This is a genomic window from Gordonia aichiensis (assembly GCF_039946255.1).
GTDB classification, from domain to species: Bacteria; Actinomycetota; Actinomycetes; order Mycobacteriales; family Mycobacteriaceae; genus Gordonia; species Gordonia aichiensis_A.
Genome location: NZ_JBCDWL010000007.1, coordinates 137,735 through 152,399 on the forward strand (window position 1 = coordinate 137,735; position 14,665 = coordinate 152,399).

Sequence of the window (14,665 nt, forward strand, 5' to 3'; positions counted from 1 at the left end):
AGTCGTTCCAGAACCCGGCTCTGGTTGCACAGAGCAAGTGCGGGGAAGGGGTCGTGAGATGAACGCATGCCCCGCCACTCATCAGCTACCGAGCATCCAGAAGCCGCCGCCAAGAATGTAGGCCAGAATCGCGAACACGACCATAAAGCGCATGTTCATGGCGGTCTTGCTGTCCCGCTTGCCAGTTTGGACTAGCACGCCAGCGCTCACCAGAAGGAGGGTTCCGAAGGCGAAGAAGAAGGTCGGCACGTACTGCATCTTGATTGCTCCTGACGGTTGCTGCCGCGCAGATCACGCAGCAGTGTGAATCGGGGGTTGGTCAGTGGCTCCGTGTCCGATGTGCCACCGTCGGCAGATTAGCGATCGCATTTCCCTGCTGCGGAACGCCGCCGACAGTGGCCAGCGATCTGACGATGTCCGTGGGCGCGGAACTGGGCTACTGCCGGACGAGGTCCGGGCGGAGCCTGTACCGACGACGCGGCCTTCGGAAGGGGCTCACTGCGTACGGCGTGATCAGCGGGTGCGGGTGGCGGCCGAGGTCAGAACGGACACGCCGCCATTCGTCCAGGACAGTCTGGCTGGCGGCCAGGTCACCGCGGCGCCAGGCGTCCGCCGCGTGCTCTGCCAGCCGACGGAGGCCGAACGTGTAACCGGCGTAATCGAGCCGGTGGCGCTGAAGGCGCGCGATGTCATCTCGGATGAGAGCGGGGAGGTTGTGGGCGTAGATGCGGGTACTGAAGGGGTGCATGGGGTCCTTTCGGTGGGCACTGATCGGATCATGCCGCATCGACCGGACAGCCCCACCAGGCATTTCAGGCGATAACGCCAGGTGCTAGTCGCCCTTCCCTGTGGGGCGGCGGATCATCCCGAACACGGTCGGGCCGTTCGACGGCAGCTGGATGTGCTCGGTGACGTCGAACCCGGCGCGGCGGTAGTAGCTGATGGTCTCGGCGCAGGTGCACACCAGGTACGCGTCGACGCCGGCCTCGTCGGCTACCTCCAGCTGGTGTTGCAGAAGCGACTCCGCGAACCCGCGGCCCCGCACCGCCGGAAGCGAACCCAGATGCGCCAGGTACCAGAACGGACCGTCCGGCGCCGCGGACTCCAACGTGCGCCGCACGGCGACCCCCGTCGGCACCCGCGCCCGCAGGGCCCGAAGCAACGCCGGCGCAGCGCGGACAGTGTCCGATATCGATTGGCTGTACCGGCCCGGCGGATCCCAGTCCGCTACAGCACCGATCCGACCGTCGTCGTCACGGGCGACGAGCATGCCGCCGCCGGCCAGGTGATGGTGACGCATGCTGGTGGCGAAATACCCCGGCAGCGCGGCGTGCCGCCGACGACTGTCGGGCCAAAGAACTGCCATGAGCGGGTCATCGGCGAAGGCGATCGCGAGTACCTGCGCGGCCTCGCCGATGTCGGATGCTGTCGCCGGGGAGACCTTCATCTCTCCGATTCTGGCAGAGGCCGTCGGTATTCTGGCGCCCTGATAGGTGAAGGAGACGACGATGCACGACAAGAAATGGCTGGTCCTCGACCTTCTAGGTGACTCGCCGCGAGTGGTGGGTTCCGGTGGTCGCGGCAAGTCGCACACCTCGCTCGAACGGTCACTCCGCGAACGCCTGCCCCACAAACTCGCCATCCCCATCCGTGATGCGATCCGCAACGCAGCTCGTGAAGCTCCCCGAGGGATGACGGTCATCGATTTCACCGCATCGACCAGACTCGCCTTCGCCGGCATCTTCGGACCCGACGAACAGGTCCACGGCATGTCCGTGTGGATCGGCGATACCTCCGACGAGCCCGGCCCGCCGCCTGCGGCCGCTGGCATCACCTGGAACTCCACACGACGACTCATTGAGCTCCCCACGACTTTGCCCCGAGAGCTCCGCGGCCCGCACCTGCCAAGTCGCAACCCCCTGACGCCGCCGGAGTTTTTCAGAGCTTTCGAAGTCGAGGACAGCATCGACTTCATCCGCACTCTGCTGTCGCCTGACCCTGGTGCGGAGTACGACTGCATCGCCCGCTACCAGCGAGCAGGGGAGAGCATCTCGGCGATTCACCTGGCACTGACCGGCACGGCCGACCACGGTGAACTGTGGCGGGGAATCGTGCACGAAGTTCTACCGCCTGAAGGATCGTTCCCGTCGCTGGAGTCAGCGACGCTAGCCGCCCTGCCGATGCTGTCTCCGGAGGACACGCACATCGTCTTGGTGGACGTCGCGAAGATGCGGCTACTGCGGTGGGTCACCGATCCGATCAGCGAAGTCCAGTGGAAAGGGCAGGTCGACAACCGCGACACACCACATCCCGACGACGTGGAACGGATCTTCGCCGCGGTGACGCCGATCTTCACCGGTGAGGCCCGCGCCGCCCAGATCAAAGGGATCCGACTCCGCAGACTCAACGGCGCCGTCGATGGTCGCCGCTGGCTCGTCATCGACGGCGACGGCACGATCCTGTCCGAGATCGATGGCACCGGACCGGCGCTAGGTGTGATGTCCAGGGACGTTGTTGAGTCGGTCGAAGGGTACGCCGCCAATCGCAGAGTGGTGTCGGTGGTGGTTGTAGAAGTGGAGCCAGCCGGGCAGCGCCAGGCGTCGTTCGGCCTCTGAACCGTAAAACCTGGCATAGGCCCAGCCGTCCCCGAGCGTGCGGTGGAATCGCTCGATCTTCCCGTTCGTCTGCGGCCGGTAGGGGCGTGTCCGCTTGTGTCGGATGCCGAGCCGAGCGCAGAAGTCCCTCCATGCGTGGGATCTGTATGCCGACCCGTTGTCGGATAGGACTCGCTCGACGGTCACGCCTCGTTCGGCGAACCAGGCCACGGCGCGTTCGAGAACTCCCACCGCTGTGCTCGCCTGCTCATCCGACCAGATTTCTGCGTATGCGACGCGGGAGTGGTCATCGATGACTGTGTGAACGAACGCCGTCCCGGTGCGCGGCTTGTGATCTTTTCCTCGTGGTAATCCCGGAGTCGCGAGCTTGTTCCGTGCGCCTTGCTGCCGACCTACGTAACGATGTCCACCGCCGTCGGGGATGTTGCCGAACTTCGTGACATCGACATGAATCAACGATCCCGGATGAGGATGCTCATATCGCCGCAATGGCTCGCCAGTGACACGATCGATATGCGAGAGGCGGTTCACGCGGCAACGGACGAGGACCGCGTGAACAGTCGACGTCGAGAGACCAAGTCGCGCAGCGATCTGGGCTGGCCCCAGTCGAAGCCGCCAGCGCAGGTTGATGATCTTCTTCTTGACATGCTCGGGCGTCCTGCCTGGGATCCGGTGCGGCTTGCTGGAGCGATCCTGCATCCCAAACTCACCCTCTTCCCGGTAGCGGCCTGCCCATTTCCGGGCAGTGATCGGGGAGACCATGAACATCTTTGCGGCGATCGTGGCCGGATAGCCGTCTTCGACAATCAGCCGAGCTAACCGGAGACGGGCACGAGGAGTGAGAAGAGCGTTCGGATGGGTCATCAATTGGCCTCCGCCGCGGTCTTCGTAAGCGCGCGTCTGGTGAGAAGCATGATGACGAGAGCGATCGCTGTCAGCACCGAAGCGACCCAAACCGGCGCGAGCAGCCCCAGCCCGGTCGCGAGCCCGAGCGCACCAAGCACGGGCCCCGCTGCAGCTCCGATATTCAATGCTGCGGTTGCGTACGAACCGCCCATCGTTGGCGCACCCGATGCTGCATACAGCACACGCGTGATCAGAGTACTGCCGACGCCGAACGACAGGAATCCCTGAACGAGGACGAGGACGATAAGCGCAACGGGATGAGATGCGACCACTGCCAACACGATCCAGCCTGTCAGCAATAGCGGTCCGCCGACTGCGAGCACGAGGCCAGGTCGTTGATCTGATAGTCGTCCTGCGATCGTGACGCCAAGGAACGATCCGATGCCGAACATCACCAGCGCGACGGACACCCACGCTTCGGCCAAGCCCGCGGTCTCGGTCACGATGGGTGCCAGGAAGGTGAATGCCGCAAAGGTCCCTCCGTTGATCAGCGCTCCGAGTGCCATGGCCAGGATGAGCCGCGGCGTCGCCAACTGGCTGAGCTCGACACGGAGCCTTGGTGAGGTCGCGCTAGTCTCGCTCCGACCAACATTGTTCGTGACGCCACGAATGACTCCAACGGCCGCGGGAATACAGAGGATGGCGATCGCCCAGAACGTCGTTCGCCAGCCCAGCGCTGTGCCGAGCAGTGCCCCGGCGGGGACGCCCACGACGGTTGCGATCGTCGTGCCGGAGAGCAGGATCGACAGTGCACGCCCCTTCTGGTTCGCTGGCACGAGGGTAGTGGCCATGCTCAGTGCTACGGCGAGGAATCCTGCGTTTGCGAGAGCGCTGAGCACCCGGGTGATGAGCAGGAGAGAGAACACTGGTGTCATCGCTCCGATGACGTGGCTTCCCGCGAACACGAGAAGGCAAACGATCAATGTGAGCCGCGGTGGCCAACGGCGAGCGAATGCCGCCATCACTGGCGCGCCGACGACCATACCGACTGCGAATGCGGAGGTCAGCAGGCCCGCAGTGCCGACCGAGACGTCAAGTTCGGTCGCGATCGCGGGGAGCAATCCCGCGAGCATGAATTCTGAAGTGCCCATGACGAAGACCGCCAGGGCAAGCATGTAAAGGGCAAAAGGCATCGAGTACTCCGAGGTGTGAGATCAAGAAATGGTTCTTCTTGTCACCACGGCCAGCGCCCCGGGTACGCCAGACATACGCCCACACAGATCGTGGGCGTCGTAACTAGTGGTTCAAGGGGCTGGCGGTGTGACCGACAACCCCTGACCTGTCTGATTCGGGACTCGACATGCCCCAAACTCTAACATGCCTTCAATGGCAAGCGGTCTGGACAGATACTTCTTGAATCGGCACGGTGTCATTACGGGCGGGGGCCAGAACAACGTCCCTGGACATCACAGCTAGGACTCGTCCGGCTCCGCGTCGTCGGCTACAGTACCGACCCCGACGACGTCCCCGTCGACGACGACGGCCACCCGGGGATCTAGGCGCCGCGGAAGGTGCGCGGAGGTCTGGTGGGGCGCAGATAGCGGTCTTCGAGTTCACTACCTGTGATTCCGAGCGCGGTCGCGATTGTGCTGGGAGCGTTGCCAGCGGCGACGGCTTCGGCGACGATGGCTGCGCGGACACGTTTAGCAGCGTCCTCGACCCGGTTCACTGCGTCGAGCATCCCGTCGTAGCCGGAGCAGCTGGCGATCGCCTCAGAGCTTCGGATGAGGGCGTCGAGCTCGTCGGCTCGTACGAACTGCGCACTGTTGAAGTCCATTCCGTTTCCTTCTTGCCTTGCCAGGGAACGCTGCTGTCGCCTCAGTATTGCCGAAACGGAGGTCTCGCGCGTCGATGCGAACGACTCTCACCGGCCGATCCCCATTACATGGATAATCTTTAATATCCATGTACTCTGGATCGGGTTGAGAGGGGACCCCGATGGACAAACCCACCACCACCACGACGACGCCGCAGTCATCGGCCTCCGTCGGTCGCCAGACTCGCGCCGTCGACATCCCCAAACCAGTCTGGTTCTCGTCCTACCTCAACGTCCGGCGCCAGCAGAAGCATTCAGCGAACACGATCAAGGCGCTCTGCGGCGACTTCGTCGACATCGCCTCAGTTATCGCAGCCGGTCGACCACTCGACGATCTCACCGTCGCTGACCTCACCCGCGAACGGCTCGGCGAGGCATTCGCCGTGTTCGCGGACTCCCACTCGGCAAACTCGCAACTGCGTTGCTGGTCGACGTGGAACGGCCTGTGCTCATGGCTCCTCGATGAGGAACTCATGCTCGGCGTCAACCCGATGCGCAAGATCCGACGCCCGAAACGACCCCAGCCGAAGTCCAAGGCCGTCGACCGCACCGATCTGGAAAAGATCCTAGACGCCGTCAGCTCCGTCGACGCACCTCCCCGCTCCTGGCCGGAGCTCGAACGCGCGATCATCCTGGTCGGAGTCCTCGTCGGTGCCCGCGCATCCGAACTGATCGCCATCAACACCGACCACTTCCGCCGCACCCCGACCGGGCTGGTCGTGACACTCAACGGCAAGGGCGACAAGTCGCGCCCCATCCCCGTCGGCGAGGACCTCGAAGCCGACATCGACGAATACCTGCAGTCGCGAGCCCAGCTGTTCGGGCACCCCAACCTCAAGAGCCCCAAACCACTCCTGGAAAGCCACCCTCCTGGCAGTCCCCTGTTCGTCGGCGCCGACGGTGAACGACTAACCCGCGGAACCCTCGAGTACCGGCTACGCCGCGCATTCCGCAGAGCAGGCGTCACGCCGCCCGACGGCGCCCTCGCGCACTCGCTCCGCCACAGCTTCGCGACAGGCCTCGCCGACTCCGGTATCACCCCATACAAGCTCCGCAGACTCATGGGACACACCCACTTGTCGGCCACCCAGGTCTACCTGGAAGGCGCCGGACAGGACACCCGGGAAGACATCGCACGGAACGCGCACGCTGACCTGGCGCGGCGTCACCCACCCACACCAGACCAGCAATGAGCCGTGCACGCCGATGTCGAGACGTCCGCAACCCGACCAGATGAAAGTGAGACCGATGCCCGCACTGATGATCGACGACGCAAGCACCGTCGACCGCGACGACGCGATCACCGTGACGCCCTGCGCGGACGGTTGGGACGCCGCCGTCCACATCGCGGCCGTTGCCGACTTGGTGCCGATCGGCTCCGACGCAGACCGGCAGGCGCTCACCCGGATCGTCACCCGCTACCTGCGGGCAGGCACCAAACCGATGCTCGGCCGCGACCTCGAAGACGCGACGACCCTGACAGCCACCGATACCCGACCAACCCTGACCGTCCGGATGCGCTTCACCGCGGCCGGCGAGCTCACCGACAGCAGCCTCGGGCGTGAACACCTCGAGGCCGGCGACTGCGTCGCCTACACGCACAAGCGCGTCTCCCAAGCACTCACCGACACCGCAGACCCCGAGCACGAGCACCTGACAGCTGCCTACGCACTGGCGCGCACCTTGTTCGCCCGCCGCCGTGCCGCGGGAGCGTTCGCGATCTTCGACACCACCCGCGGCATGGTCACCACCGAGGATGGCCAACTCGTTGCTCTTCGGCGAGGGCAGACCGCGGATGCCTACCTGATCGTCCAGGAGCTGATGGTCGCCGCCAACGCGACCATCGCCACCTGGGCCATCGACAGCGACCAGCCGATCCTGTTCCGAAACCACCGGCGTGCCGCCGTCGCGCCCGCCGCCCAGGAGCTGCTGGCGGACGTGGCCGCTGAGATCGACAGCGCCGCAGAGCTGGCTGGAGACCAGCTCGAAGCGCTCGCCACCCGCGTGAATCAGACGCTGAGGCCAGCGACATACGCGCCAGTCGCGCACTCGCACTACGGCCTGCAGATCCCGGCGTACTGCCACGCGACCTCGCCGCTACGCCGCTATCCGGACCTCGTCACCCAACGAGTTGTCCTCGCCGCACTCGACGGCGCTCCCCAGCCCTACGACCTCGACCAGCTCGACGACATCGCCAGCACCGCCAACACCACGATCCGGCAGATCAAGGACAACACCGCGAAGTCGGCGTCAGCCAGCAGACGTCAGCAGGCGGCATCGACCATCTCCCGCGGCGACTACTCCCACGCTCAGGGCCGCGACTGGCTCCGCATCCTCCGCGTCGCGGCAGGATCCGCCCTCCCTGCGACACTCGCCGCCGAGATCATCGCCCGGGCCGACCGCGGCGAGATCGACGGCGGACAGCTCGCGACCATCGTCGACGCCGACGGGAACGGGTGGGCGCCAGTCGTCGAACACGCCATCACCCGCACCCGCGAGCTGGCTCCGCAGTACGGGCCGTCCGTCGTGTCCGCGTGGCGCCAGCTCACCTCCGCCGATCAGGATGCTCCGCGTATTGAGTCGGTCAGCGAAGGGCCACCGCACCGGCCGACGTTCGCTGTGCGCGTCCGTGTCGCCGATCGAGTGTCCCGATGGGCGACCGGCGAGTCGAAGAAGGCCGCCGAGCAGGAAGCGATGTGGGACATCGTTGACATCATCGCGGGCCGGCGGGAATCAGCCGACCCGCAGCAGCTGCCCCCGTTCGATGCCACCTCCACGGCGGCGTCGGGGACTGCGACGCTGCCTGCGATGGCGAACCGCGAGTGGCTGCGACTGCTGCGCACCGTCACAACTGGCGCCCTTGACGATGACGTCGCCGCCGAAGTCCGCCGGCGAGCCAACCTCGGAGCTCTCGACGGACCGATGATCGCCGCGCTCCTGACCGGCCACTCAGAAGCCTGGCGGGGACTGCTCGCCGACGTGATCACCGCGATGCGTGAGCGGGCACCGCACGTGGCGAACTCCGTGCTGGCGGCCTGGGCGCAAGGCCGCGAAGGACAGCCGTCGGCGCCGACGATGCACACCCGCCGCTCGGGGCCCGCCCACGCCTCCACGTTCGCGATCAGCGCCGAACTGCACCCGTGGGTCGGCCAATGGCACACCGCATCGACCAAGAAGGACGCCGAACAGCAGGCCGTGTGGGACATCGTTGGCCTCATCGGCGGCATCGAATCCGAACCGGCACCCCTCGAGGAACCGTCGGAGACTCCCCAGGCAGAAGCGCTGCCCTCCACGGTTCCGGCCGACGGTCTGACTCACCGCATCGCCGCGACCTCGCTCCCGAGTCCACGACCGAGGAAGATCCCGAAGAACCCGGCCATGGTCGTCGCGGCGGCGCCTCCCCTACCGTTCGTTCACGGGCTCTGTTGCAAAAATCGTGAAGCTTGAGCATGCTTGGCGGAGATTGGACGGACGGAACGATGACGGATTTCAAGTGGCGCCATTTCCAGGGTGATGTGATCCTGTGGGCGGTGCGCTGGTATTGTCGCTATCCGATCAGCTATCGCGACCTTGAGGAAATGCTGGCGGAACGCGGCATTTCGGTCGACCATACGACGATCTATCGCTGGGTCCAGTGCTACGCCCCGGAGATGGAGAAGCGGCTGCGCTGGTTCTGGCGGCGTGGCTTTGATCCGAGCTGGCGCCTGGATGAAACCTACGTCAAGGTGCGGGGCAAGTGGACCTACCTGTACCGGGCAGTCGACAAGCGGGGCGACACGATCGATTTCTACCTGTCGCCGACCCGCAGCGCCAAGGCAGCGAAGCGGTTCCTGGGCAAGGCCCTGCGAGGCCTGAAGCACTGGGAAAAGCCTGCCACGCTCAATACCGACAAAGCGCCGAGCTATGGTGCAGCGATCACCGAATTGAAGCGCGAAGGAAAGCTGGACCGGGAGACGGCCCACCGGCAGGTGAAGTATCTCAATAACGTGATCGAGGCCGATCACGGAAAGCTCAAGATACTGATCAAGCCGGTGCGCGGTTTCAAATCGATCCCCACGGCCTATGCCACGATCAAGGGATTCGAAGTCATGCGAGCCCTGCGCAAAGGACAGGCTCGCCCCTGGTGCCTGCAGCCCGGCATCAGGGGCGAGGTGCGCCTTGTGGAGAGAGCTTTTGGCATTGGGCCCTCGGCGCTGACGGAGGCCATGGGCATGCTCAACCACCATTTCGCAGCAGCCGCCTGATCGGCGCAGAGCGACAGCCTACCTCTGACTGCCGCCAATCTTTGCAACAGAGCCCACGCGACAGCTGCTCGCGCAGGCTGGGTGCCAAGCTCTCGGGTAACATCAAGGCCCGATCCTTGGAGCCCTTGCCCTCCCGCACGATGATCGTGCCGTGATCGAAATCCAGATCCTTGACCCGCAGTTGCAAACCCTCACTGATCCGCATGCCCGTTCCATACAGAAGCTGGGCGAACAAACGATGCTCGCCTTCCAGAAAACCGAGGATGCGAACCACTTCATCCGGGGTCAGCACCACCGGCAAGCGCCGCGACGGCCGAGGTCTTCCGATCTCCTGAAGCCAGGGCAGATCCGTGCACAGCACCTTGCCGTAGAAGAACAGCAAGGCCGCCAATGCCTGACGATGCGTGGAGACCGAAACCTTGCGCTCGTTCGCCAGCCAGGACAGAAATGCCTCGACTTCGCTGCTGCCCAAGGTTGCCGGGTGACGCACACCGTGGAAACGGATGAAGGCACGAACCCAGTGGACATAAGCCTGTTCGGTTCGTAAGCTGTAATGCAAGTAGCGTATGCGCTCACGCAACTGGTCCAGAACCTTGACCGAACGCAGCGGTGGTAACGGCGCAGTGGCGGTTTTCATGGCTTGTTATGACTGTTTTTTTGTACAGTCTATGCCTCGGGCATCCAAGCAGCAAGCGCGTTACGCCGTGGGTCGATGTTTGATGTTATGGAGCAGCAACGATGTTACGCAGCAGGGTGACGGTGTTCGGCATTCTGAATCTCACCGAGGACTCCTTCTTCGATGAGAGCCGGCGGCTAGACCCCGCCGGCGCTGTCACCGCGGCGATCGAAATGCTGCGAGTCGGATCAGACGTCGTGGATGTCGGACCGGCCGCCAGCCATCCGGACGCGAGGCCTGTATCGCCGGCCGATGAGATCAGACGTATTGCGCCGCTCTTAGACGCCCTGTCCGATCAGATGCACCGTGTTTCAATCGACAGCTTCCAACCGGAAACCCAGCGCTATGCGCTCAAGCGCGGCGTGGGCTACCTGAACGATATCCAAGGATTTCCTGACCCTGCGCTCTATCCCGATATTGCTGAGGCGGACTGCAGGCTGGTGGTTATGCACTCAGCGCAGCGGGATGGCATCGCCACCCGCACCGGTCACCTTCGACCCGAAGACGCGCTCGACGAGATTGTGCGGTTCTTCGAGGCGCGGGTTTCCGCCTTGCGACGGAGCGGGGTCGCTGCCGACCGGCTCATCCTCGATCCGGGGATGGGATTTTTCTTGAGCCCCGCACCGGAAACATCGCTGCACGTGCTGTCGAACCTTCAAAAGCTGAAGTCGGCGTTGGGGCTTCCGCTATTGGTCTCGGTGTCGCGGAAATCCTTCTTGGGCGCCACCGTTGGCCTTCCTGTAAAGGATCTGGGTCCAGCGAGCCTTGCGGCGGAACTTCACGCGATCGGCAATGGCGCTGACTACGTCCGCACCCACGCGCCTGGAGATCTGCGAAGCGCAATCACCTTCTCGGAAACCCTCGCGAAATTTCGCAGTCGCAACGCCAGAGACCGAGGGTTAGATCATGCCTAGCATTCACCTTCCGGCCGCCCGCTAGCGGACCCTGGTCAGGTTCCGCGAAGGTGGGCGCAGACATGCTGGGCTCGTCAGGATCAAACTGCACTATGAGGCGGCGGTTCATACCGCGCCAGGGGAGCGAATGGACAGCGAGGAGCCTCCGAACGTTCGGGTCGCCTGCTCGGGTGATATCGACGAGGTTGTGCGGCTGATGCACGACGCTGCGGCGTGGATGTCCGCCAAGGGAACGCCCGCCTGGGACGTCGCGCGGATCGACCGGACATTCGCGGAGACCTTCGTCCTGAGATCCGAGCTCCTAGTCGCGAGTTGCAGCGACGGCATCGTCGGCTGTTGCACCTTGTCGGCCGAGGATCCCGAGTTCTGGCCCGACGCCCTCAAGGGGGAGGCCGCATATCTGCACAAGCTCGCGGTGCGACGGACACATGCGGGCCGGGGTGTCAGCTCCGCGCTGATCGAGGCTTGCCGCCATGCCGCGCGAACGCAGGGGTGCGCCAAGCTGCGGCTCGACTGCCACCCGAACCTGCGTGGCCTATACGAGCGGCTCGGATTCACCCACGTCGACACTTTCAATCCCGGCTGGGATCCAACCTTCATCGCAGAACGCCTAGAACTCGAAATCTAACGTCCGTTCGGGCATCGAGGTCCATGTCGGGGTGGGACGGGCCCGTGGCTTCAAGATCACTTGCAGTCCGACCGCGATGTCTTGGTTGCGCGAGAGGTTGTCGATATCCTCCACTTCCATCATCAACCCTGGATAATGCCGCCGCCGTCATCGCCGCCGACGCCCGTGCCGGGCTTTTCGGGCCTGTCAGGCTTGCTCGGCCTTCAGCCTGCCTGGGCGAGATCTCCGGCGGACGGATTAACGGCGGAGCTTCGCCGCCTTTCGTGCGTGTGAAGGCCGAAGATAGTTCTCTCAAAAACATCCGTTTATGAGAGATACCAAATGTCATTTTCAGAAGACGACTGCACCAGTTGATTGGGCGTAATGGCTGTTGTGCAGCCAGCTCCTGACAGTTCAATATCAGAAGTGATCTGCACCAATCTCGACTATGCTCAATACTCGTGTGGGCTCTGTTGCAAAAATCGTGAAGCTTGAGCATGCTTGGCGGAGATTGGACGGACGGAACGATGACGGATTTCAAGTGGCGCCATTTCCAGGGTGATGTGATCCTGTGGGCGGTGCGCTGGTATTGTCGCTATCCGATCAGCTATCGCGACCTTGAGGAAATGCTGGCGGAACGCGGCATTTCGGTCGACCATACGACGATCTATCGCTGGGTCCAGTGCTACGCCCCGGAGATGGAGAAGCGGCTGCGCTGGTTCTGGCGGCGTGGCTTTGATCCGAGCTGGCGCCTGGATGAAACCTACGTCAAGGTGCGGGGCAAGTGGACCTACCTGTACCGGGCAGTCGACAAGCGGGGCGACACGATCGATTTCTACCTGTCGCCGACCCGCAGCGCCAAGGCAGCGAAGCGGTTCCTGGGCAAGGCCCTGCGAGGCCTGAAGCACTGGGAAAAGCCTGCCACGCTCAATACCGACAAAGCGCCGAGCTATGGTGCAGCGATCACCGAATTGAAGCGCGAAGGAAAGCTGGACCGGGAGACGGCCCACCGGCAGGTGAAGTATCTCAATAACGTGATCGAGGCCGATCACGGAAAGCTCAAGATACTGATCAAGCCGGTGCGCGGTTTCAAATCGATCCCCACGGCCTATGCCACGATCAAGGGATTCGAAGTCATGCGAGCCCTGCGCAAAGGACAGGCTCGCCCCTGGTGCCTGCAGCCCGGCATCAGGGGCGAGGTGCGCCTTGTGGAGAGAGCTTTTGGCATTGGGCCCTCGGCGCTGACGGAGGCCATGGGCATGCTCAACCACCATTTCGCAGCAGCCGCCTGATCGGCGCAGAGCGACAGCCTACCTCTGACTGCCGCCAATCTTTGCAACAGAGCCCGTTCACGTTCCCGAACGCGTCCGATCCGATCCACAGTTGGTGGCCGCGCTCGGCGACACCGTCGAAACCCGCGCCAAGAAGTACCGCAACGCGGTCAAGTCGCCGTCGGCGTGGGTGAACAACATGGCCACCGTGTTCACCGGCACGCCTCCCGGCATCGACACGGCCGACAGCGGAGACAACGTCGAGGCCACCGTCACCCTCCGGACCCCCGCTGGAGACCTCTCCGGACACGGTGTCGCCGCGAACGCGAAGACGGCGCGAGCGGCGGCCTCTCTAGAAGTCATCGTGCAGGCATTCAGCCTCGACGACAGCATCTGATCGATCTGCACGCCGCACGCTGCGGAGATGGTGGGGTCAGTAGCCGGCCGCACAGCCGATGGCGGTGCTTGCGGCCGCACGATCCCCGAACACGCCGATGTCGGTCGCTGGGGGCGCTGCCGAGTAGGCGGTGGTGTCGCCGACGGCGTAGATCTTGCCGTCGCGGATCACCCATAGGCCGGGCTCGCGGCTGGTCGGTTGGTCGTTGTAGGTGATGATGGCGGCGATGTACACGTCGTGGTCGTCGACGGAGCGTGCCGAGGTGGCCACACCGGTGTGCGGCTGCAGCTGCGCCTGAACCTTCGCGACTTCGCTCGCCTGAGCTGGCGCGCAGTCAGCGATCTTCGGGATATCGAACTCGGGGGCAGGTTCGGCACTGTCCCACACGGTGCCGGCGTCACCGCTGCGACTGTTGTCGGGTGTCGGTCCGCCGGTGAACGCCCGCCACAGGACCACGACGATGAGGATGATCGCGACGGCAGCAGCCGCACCGATGATCAGGTGCTTGTTCCGGTCCGTCACCGGTGTGCCTGGAGCCGGTCGATGCGGTTGGTGATGCTGATCGGGTTCCGCTGGTCGAGCACGGCGTGCAGCTTCGACTTGTAGAGCACTGGTCGGCTGGTCAGTGCGGCGAGCGCCGCGTCGTCACCGCATGCGCGAGTTGCGGTGTAGTCGGCGGCGAGTACGTCGCTGAGGTGTTCGTGGCGCAGTTCTCGCCAGAGCCAGGCGCCGCCCAGACCGCACAGGACAGCGGTGACTGTGGCGAGGAGTTGCCACGGACCGGAGATCAGCACAGCTGTCGCCCCTGTGATGAATGCGATGACGAGCAGCATGCGTTGTAGTCGACGCCCCCACCGGGCCTGGCTTGGCTTCTCCGCGGTGGCGAGCGTGGCCTGCTGGGTGAGGATCCATCGGCCGGCATCGGTGTCGGTGTGCTCGTCAAGGTCGTGGCGGTCGACGGTCAGTGCCAGCGCGCGGCGCGTGCCGGTGAGGCTGCGCCGATCCTGCAACTGCGTTCGTGTGCCCTTGCGGACGACGACATCGCAGATCGGCAGCTCGGTCAGCTTCGGCGAACACGCTCACCCGGCAGCAGTGGTGGGAAGACCTCGCAACGGATGCCATCGTTGTCGTCTCCGCACTGCTGTTGGGGCCGGTGAGCCCTGATCCTCTCAGTCGCGTTTCCTTTCGGAGATTAAGGCGAGGTGCTGGTTCTTCACTG

General features: G+C 64.3%; 15 protein-coding genes and 2 pseudogenes. 8 read left to right on the forward strand and 9 right to left on the reverse strand.

Annotated features, from left to right (window positions below):
• Nucleotides 1-81 precede the first annotated feature (81 nt).
• Together AAFO60_RS10610 and AAFO60_RS10615 are read right to left on the reverse strand one after the other, a co-directional pair.
• On the reverse strand, nucleotides 82-258 hold the full coding sequence (locus AAFO60_RS10610; RefSeq protein WP_347956169.1) for a hypothetical protein: 177 nt from the start codon (nucleotides 256-258) through the stop codon (nucleotides 82-84).
• A 574-nt stretch (nucleotides 259-832) separates the two neighbouring features.
• Nucleotides 833-1,447 (reverse strand): GNAT family N-acetyltransferase, encoded by a 615-nt coding sequence (locus AAFO60_RS10615; protein WP_347956170.1) that lies wholly within the window; start codon nucleotides 1,445-1,447, stop codon nucleotides 833-835.
• A 61-nt stretch (nucleotides 1,448-1,508) separates the two neighbouring features.
• Here AAFO60_RS10615 and AAFO60_RS10620 point away from each other — a divergent pair.
• A pseudogene (locus AAFO60_RS10620) lies at nucleotides 1,509-1,793 on the forward strand (GAF domain-containing protein); the annotation flags it as partial.
• Between the two features lie 696 nt (nucleotides 1,794-2,489).
• Here AAFO60_RS10620 and AAFO60_RS10625 read toward each other — a convergent pair.
• From AAFO60_RS10625 to AAFO60_RS10635, 4 genes are all read right to left on the reverse strand, one after another.
• Nucleotides 2,490-3,479, reverse strand: a complete 990-nt coding sequence (locus AAFO60_RS10625; protein WP_011113072.1) for an IS481-like element IS5564 family transposase — start codon at nucleotides 3,477-3,479, stop codon at nucleotides 2,490-2,492.
• Nucleotides 3,479-4,654 carry a chloramphenicol efflux MFS transporter Cmx gene (gene cmx, locus AAFO60_RS10630; protein WP_347956171.1) on the reverse strand — a complete coding sequence of 392 codons (1,176 nt, stop codon included), beginning with the start codon at nucleotides 4,652-4,654 and terminating at the stop codon, nucleotides 3,479-3,481. The genes AAFO60_RS10625 and cmx overlap by 1 nt, the downstream gene beginning before the upstream one ends.
• A 21-nt stretch (nucleotides 4,655-4,675) precedes the next feature.
• On the reverse strand, nucleotides 4,676-4,729 hold the full coding sequence (locus AAFO60_RS20990) for a chloramphenicol resistance leader peptide (protein WP_011113070.1): 54 nt from the start codon (nucleotides 4,727-4,729) through the stop codon (nucleotides 4,676-4,678).
• A gap of 287 nt (nucleotides 4,730-5,016) precedes the next feature.
• On the reverse strand, nucleotides 5,017-5,298 hold the full coding sequence (locus AAFO60_RS10635; protein ID WP_347956172.1) for a hypothetical protein: 282 nt from the start codon (nucleotides 5,296-5,298) through the stop codon (nucleotides 5,017-5,019).
• A 161-nt stretch (nucleotides 5,299-5,459) separates the two neighbouring features.
• Here AAFO60_RS10635 and AAFO60_RS10640 point away from each other — a divergent pair, with 161 nt between their 5' ends.
• The 3 genes from AAFO60_RS10640 to AAFO60_RS10650 are packed head-to-tail and all read left to right on the forward strand — an operon-like array spanning nucleotide 5,460 to nucleotide 9,581.
• Nucleotides 5,460-6,530 carry a tyrosine-type recombinase/integrase gene (locus AAFO60_RS10640; RefSeq protein WP_347956173.1) on the forward strand — a complete coding sequence of 357 codons (1,071 nt, stop codon included), beginning with the start codon at nucleotides 5,460-5,462 and terminating at the stop codon, nucleotides 6,528-6,530.
• A gap of 55 nt (nucleotides 6,531-6,585) precedes the next feature.
• Nucleotides 6,586-8,784, forward strand: coding sequence for an RNB domain-containing ribonuclease (locus AAFO60_RS10645; RefSeq protein WP_347956174.1), 2,199 nt, complete (start codon nucleotides 6,586-6,588; stop codon nucleotides 8,782-8,784).
• A gap of 32 nt (nucleotides 8,785-8,816) precedes the next feature.
• Entirely contained in the window at nucleotides 8,817-9,581 is a 765-nt protein-coding gene (locus tag AAFO60_RS10650; protein ID WP_001389365.1) for an IS6-like element IS6100 family transposase, read from the forward strand.
• A 55-nt stretch (nucleotides 9,582-9,636) separates the two neighbouring features.
• Here the strand turns inward: AAFO60_RS10650 and intI1 are convergent.
• Nucleotides 9,637-10,218, reverse strand: a pseudogene (gene intI1, locus AAFO60_RS10655) (class 1 integron integrase IntI1); the annotation flags it as partial.
• 101 nt (nucleotides 10,219-10,319) lie between these two features.
• Here intI1 and sul1 point away from each other — a divergent pair.
• The 4 genes from sul1 (at nucleotide 10,320) to AAFO60_RS10675 (ending at nucleotide 13,446) form a co-directional block, all read left to right on the forward strand.
• On the forward strand, nucleotides 10,320-11,171 hold the full coding sequence (sul1, locus tag AAFO60_RS10660; RefSeq protein ID WP_007929940.1) for a sulfonamide-resistant dihydropteroate synthase Sul1: 852 nt from the start codon (nucleotides 10,320-10,322) through the stop codon (nucleotides 11,169-11,171).
• A 127-nt stretch (nucleotides 11,172-11,298) separates the two neighbouring features.
• The gene (locus AAFO60_RS10665) at nucleotides 11,299-11,799 is read left to right on the forward strand and encodes a GNAT family N-acetyltransferase (protein WP_000376623.1); all 501 of its coding nucleotides are present in this window, start codon (nucleotides 11,299-11,301) and stop codon (nucleotides 11,797-11,799) included.
• A gap of 506 nt (nucleotides 11,800-12,305) precedes the next feature.
• Nucleotides 12,306-13,070: an IS6-like element IS6100 family transposase gene (locus AAFO60_RS10670; protein WP_001389365.1), complete on the forward strand. Its 765-nt coding sequence runs from the start codon at nucleotides 12,306-12,308 to the stop codon at nucleotides 13,068-13,070.
• A gap of 94 nt (nucleotides 13,071-13,164) precedes the next feature.
• A complete protein-coding gene (locus tag AAFO60_RS10675) occupies nucleotides 13,165-13,446 on the forward strand; it encodes a hypothetical protein (protein WP_347956175.1) in 282 nt (93 codons plus the stop codon).
• 36 nt (nucleotides 13,447-13,482) lie between these two features.
• Here AAFO60_RS10675 and AAFO60_RS10680 read toward each other — a convergent pair whose 3' ends face one another.
• Nucleotides 13,483-13,968 (reverse strand): hypothetical protein, encoded by a 486-nt coding sequence (locus AAFO60_RS10680; RefSeq protein ID WP_347956176.1) that lies wholly within the window; start codon nucleotides 13,966-13,968, stop codon nucleotides 13,483-13,485.
• On the reverse strand, nucleotides 13,965-14,456 hold the full coding sequence (locus AAFO60_RS10685; protein WP_347956177.1) for a hypothetical protein: 492 nt from the start codon (nucleotides 14,454-14,456) through the stop codon (nucleotides 13,965-13,967). The genes AAFO60_RS10680 and AAFO60_RS10685 overlap by 4 nt, the downstream gene beginning before the upstream one ends.
• Nucleotides 14,457-14,665: the final 209 nt, after the last annotated feature.

Bases quoted from the DNA above. Each gene is read 5' to 3' on its own strand.
- AAFO60_RS10610 (WP_347956169.1), bottom strand. From the start codon at position 258: ATGCAGTACGTGCCGACCTTCTTCTTCGCCTTCGGAACCCTCCTTCTG.
- AAFO60_RS10615 (WP_347956170.1), bottom strand. From the start codon at position 1,447: ATGAAGGTCTCCCCGGCGACAGCATCCGACATCGGCGAGGCCGCGCAG.
- AAFO60_RS10625 (WP_011113072.1), bottom strand. From the start codon at position 3,479: ATGACCCATCCGAACGCTCTTCTCACTCCTCGTGCCCGTCTCCGGTTA.
- cmx (WP_347956171.1), bottom strand. From the start codon at position 4,654: ATGCCTTTTGCCCTTTACATGCTTGCCCTGGCGGTCTTCGTCATGGGC.
- AAFO60_RS10635 (WP_347956172.1), bottom strand. From the start codon at position 5,298: ATGGACTTCAACAGTGCGCAGTTCGTACGAGCCGACGAGCTCGACGCC.
- AAFO60_RS10640 (WP_347956173.1), top strand. From the start codon at position 5,460: ATGGACAAACCCACCACCACCACGACGACGCCGCAGTCATCGGCCTCC.
- AAFO60_RS10645 (WP_347956174.1), top strand. From the start codon at position 6,586: ATGCCCGCACTGATGATCGACGACGCAAGCACCGTCGACCGCGACGAC.
- AAFO60_RS10650 (WP_001389365.1), top strand. From the start codon at position 8,817: ATGACGGATTTCAAGTGGCGCCATTTCCAGGGTGATGTGATCCTGTGG.
- sul1 (WP_007929940.1), top strand. From the start codon at position 10,320: ATGTTACGCAGCAGGGTGACGGTGTTCGGCATTCTGAATCTCACCGAG.
- AAFO60_RS10665 (WP_000376623.1), top strand. From the start codon at position 11,299: ATGGACAGCGAGGAGCCTCCGAACGTTCGGGTCGCCTGCTCGGGTGAT.
- AAFO60_RS10670 (WP_001389365.1), top strand. From the start codon at position 12,306: ATGACGGATTTCAAGTGGCGCCATTTCCAGGGTGATGTGATCCTGTGG.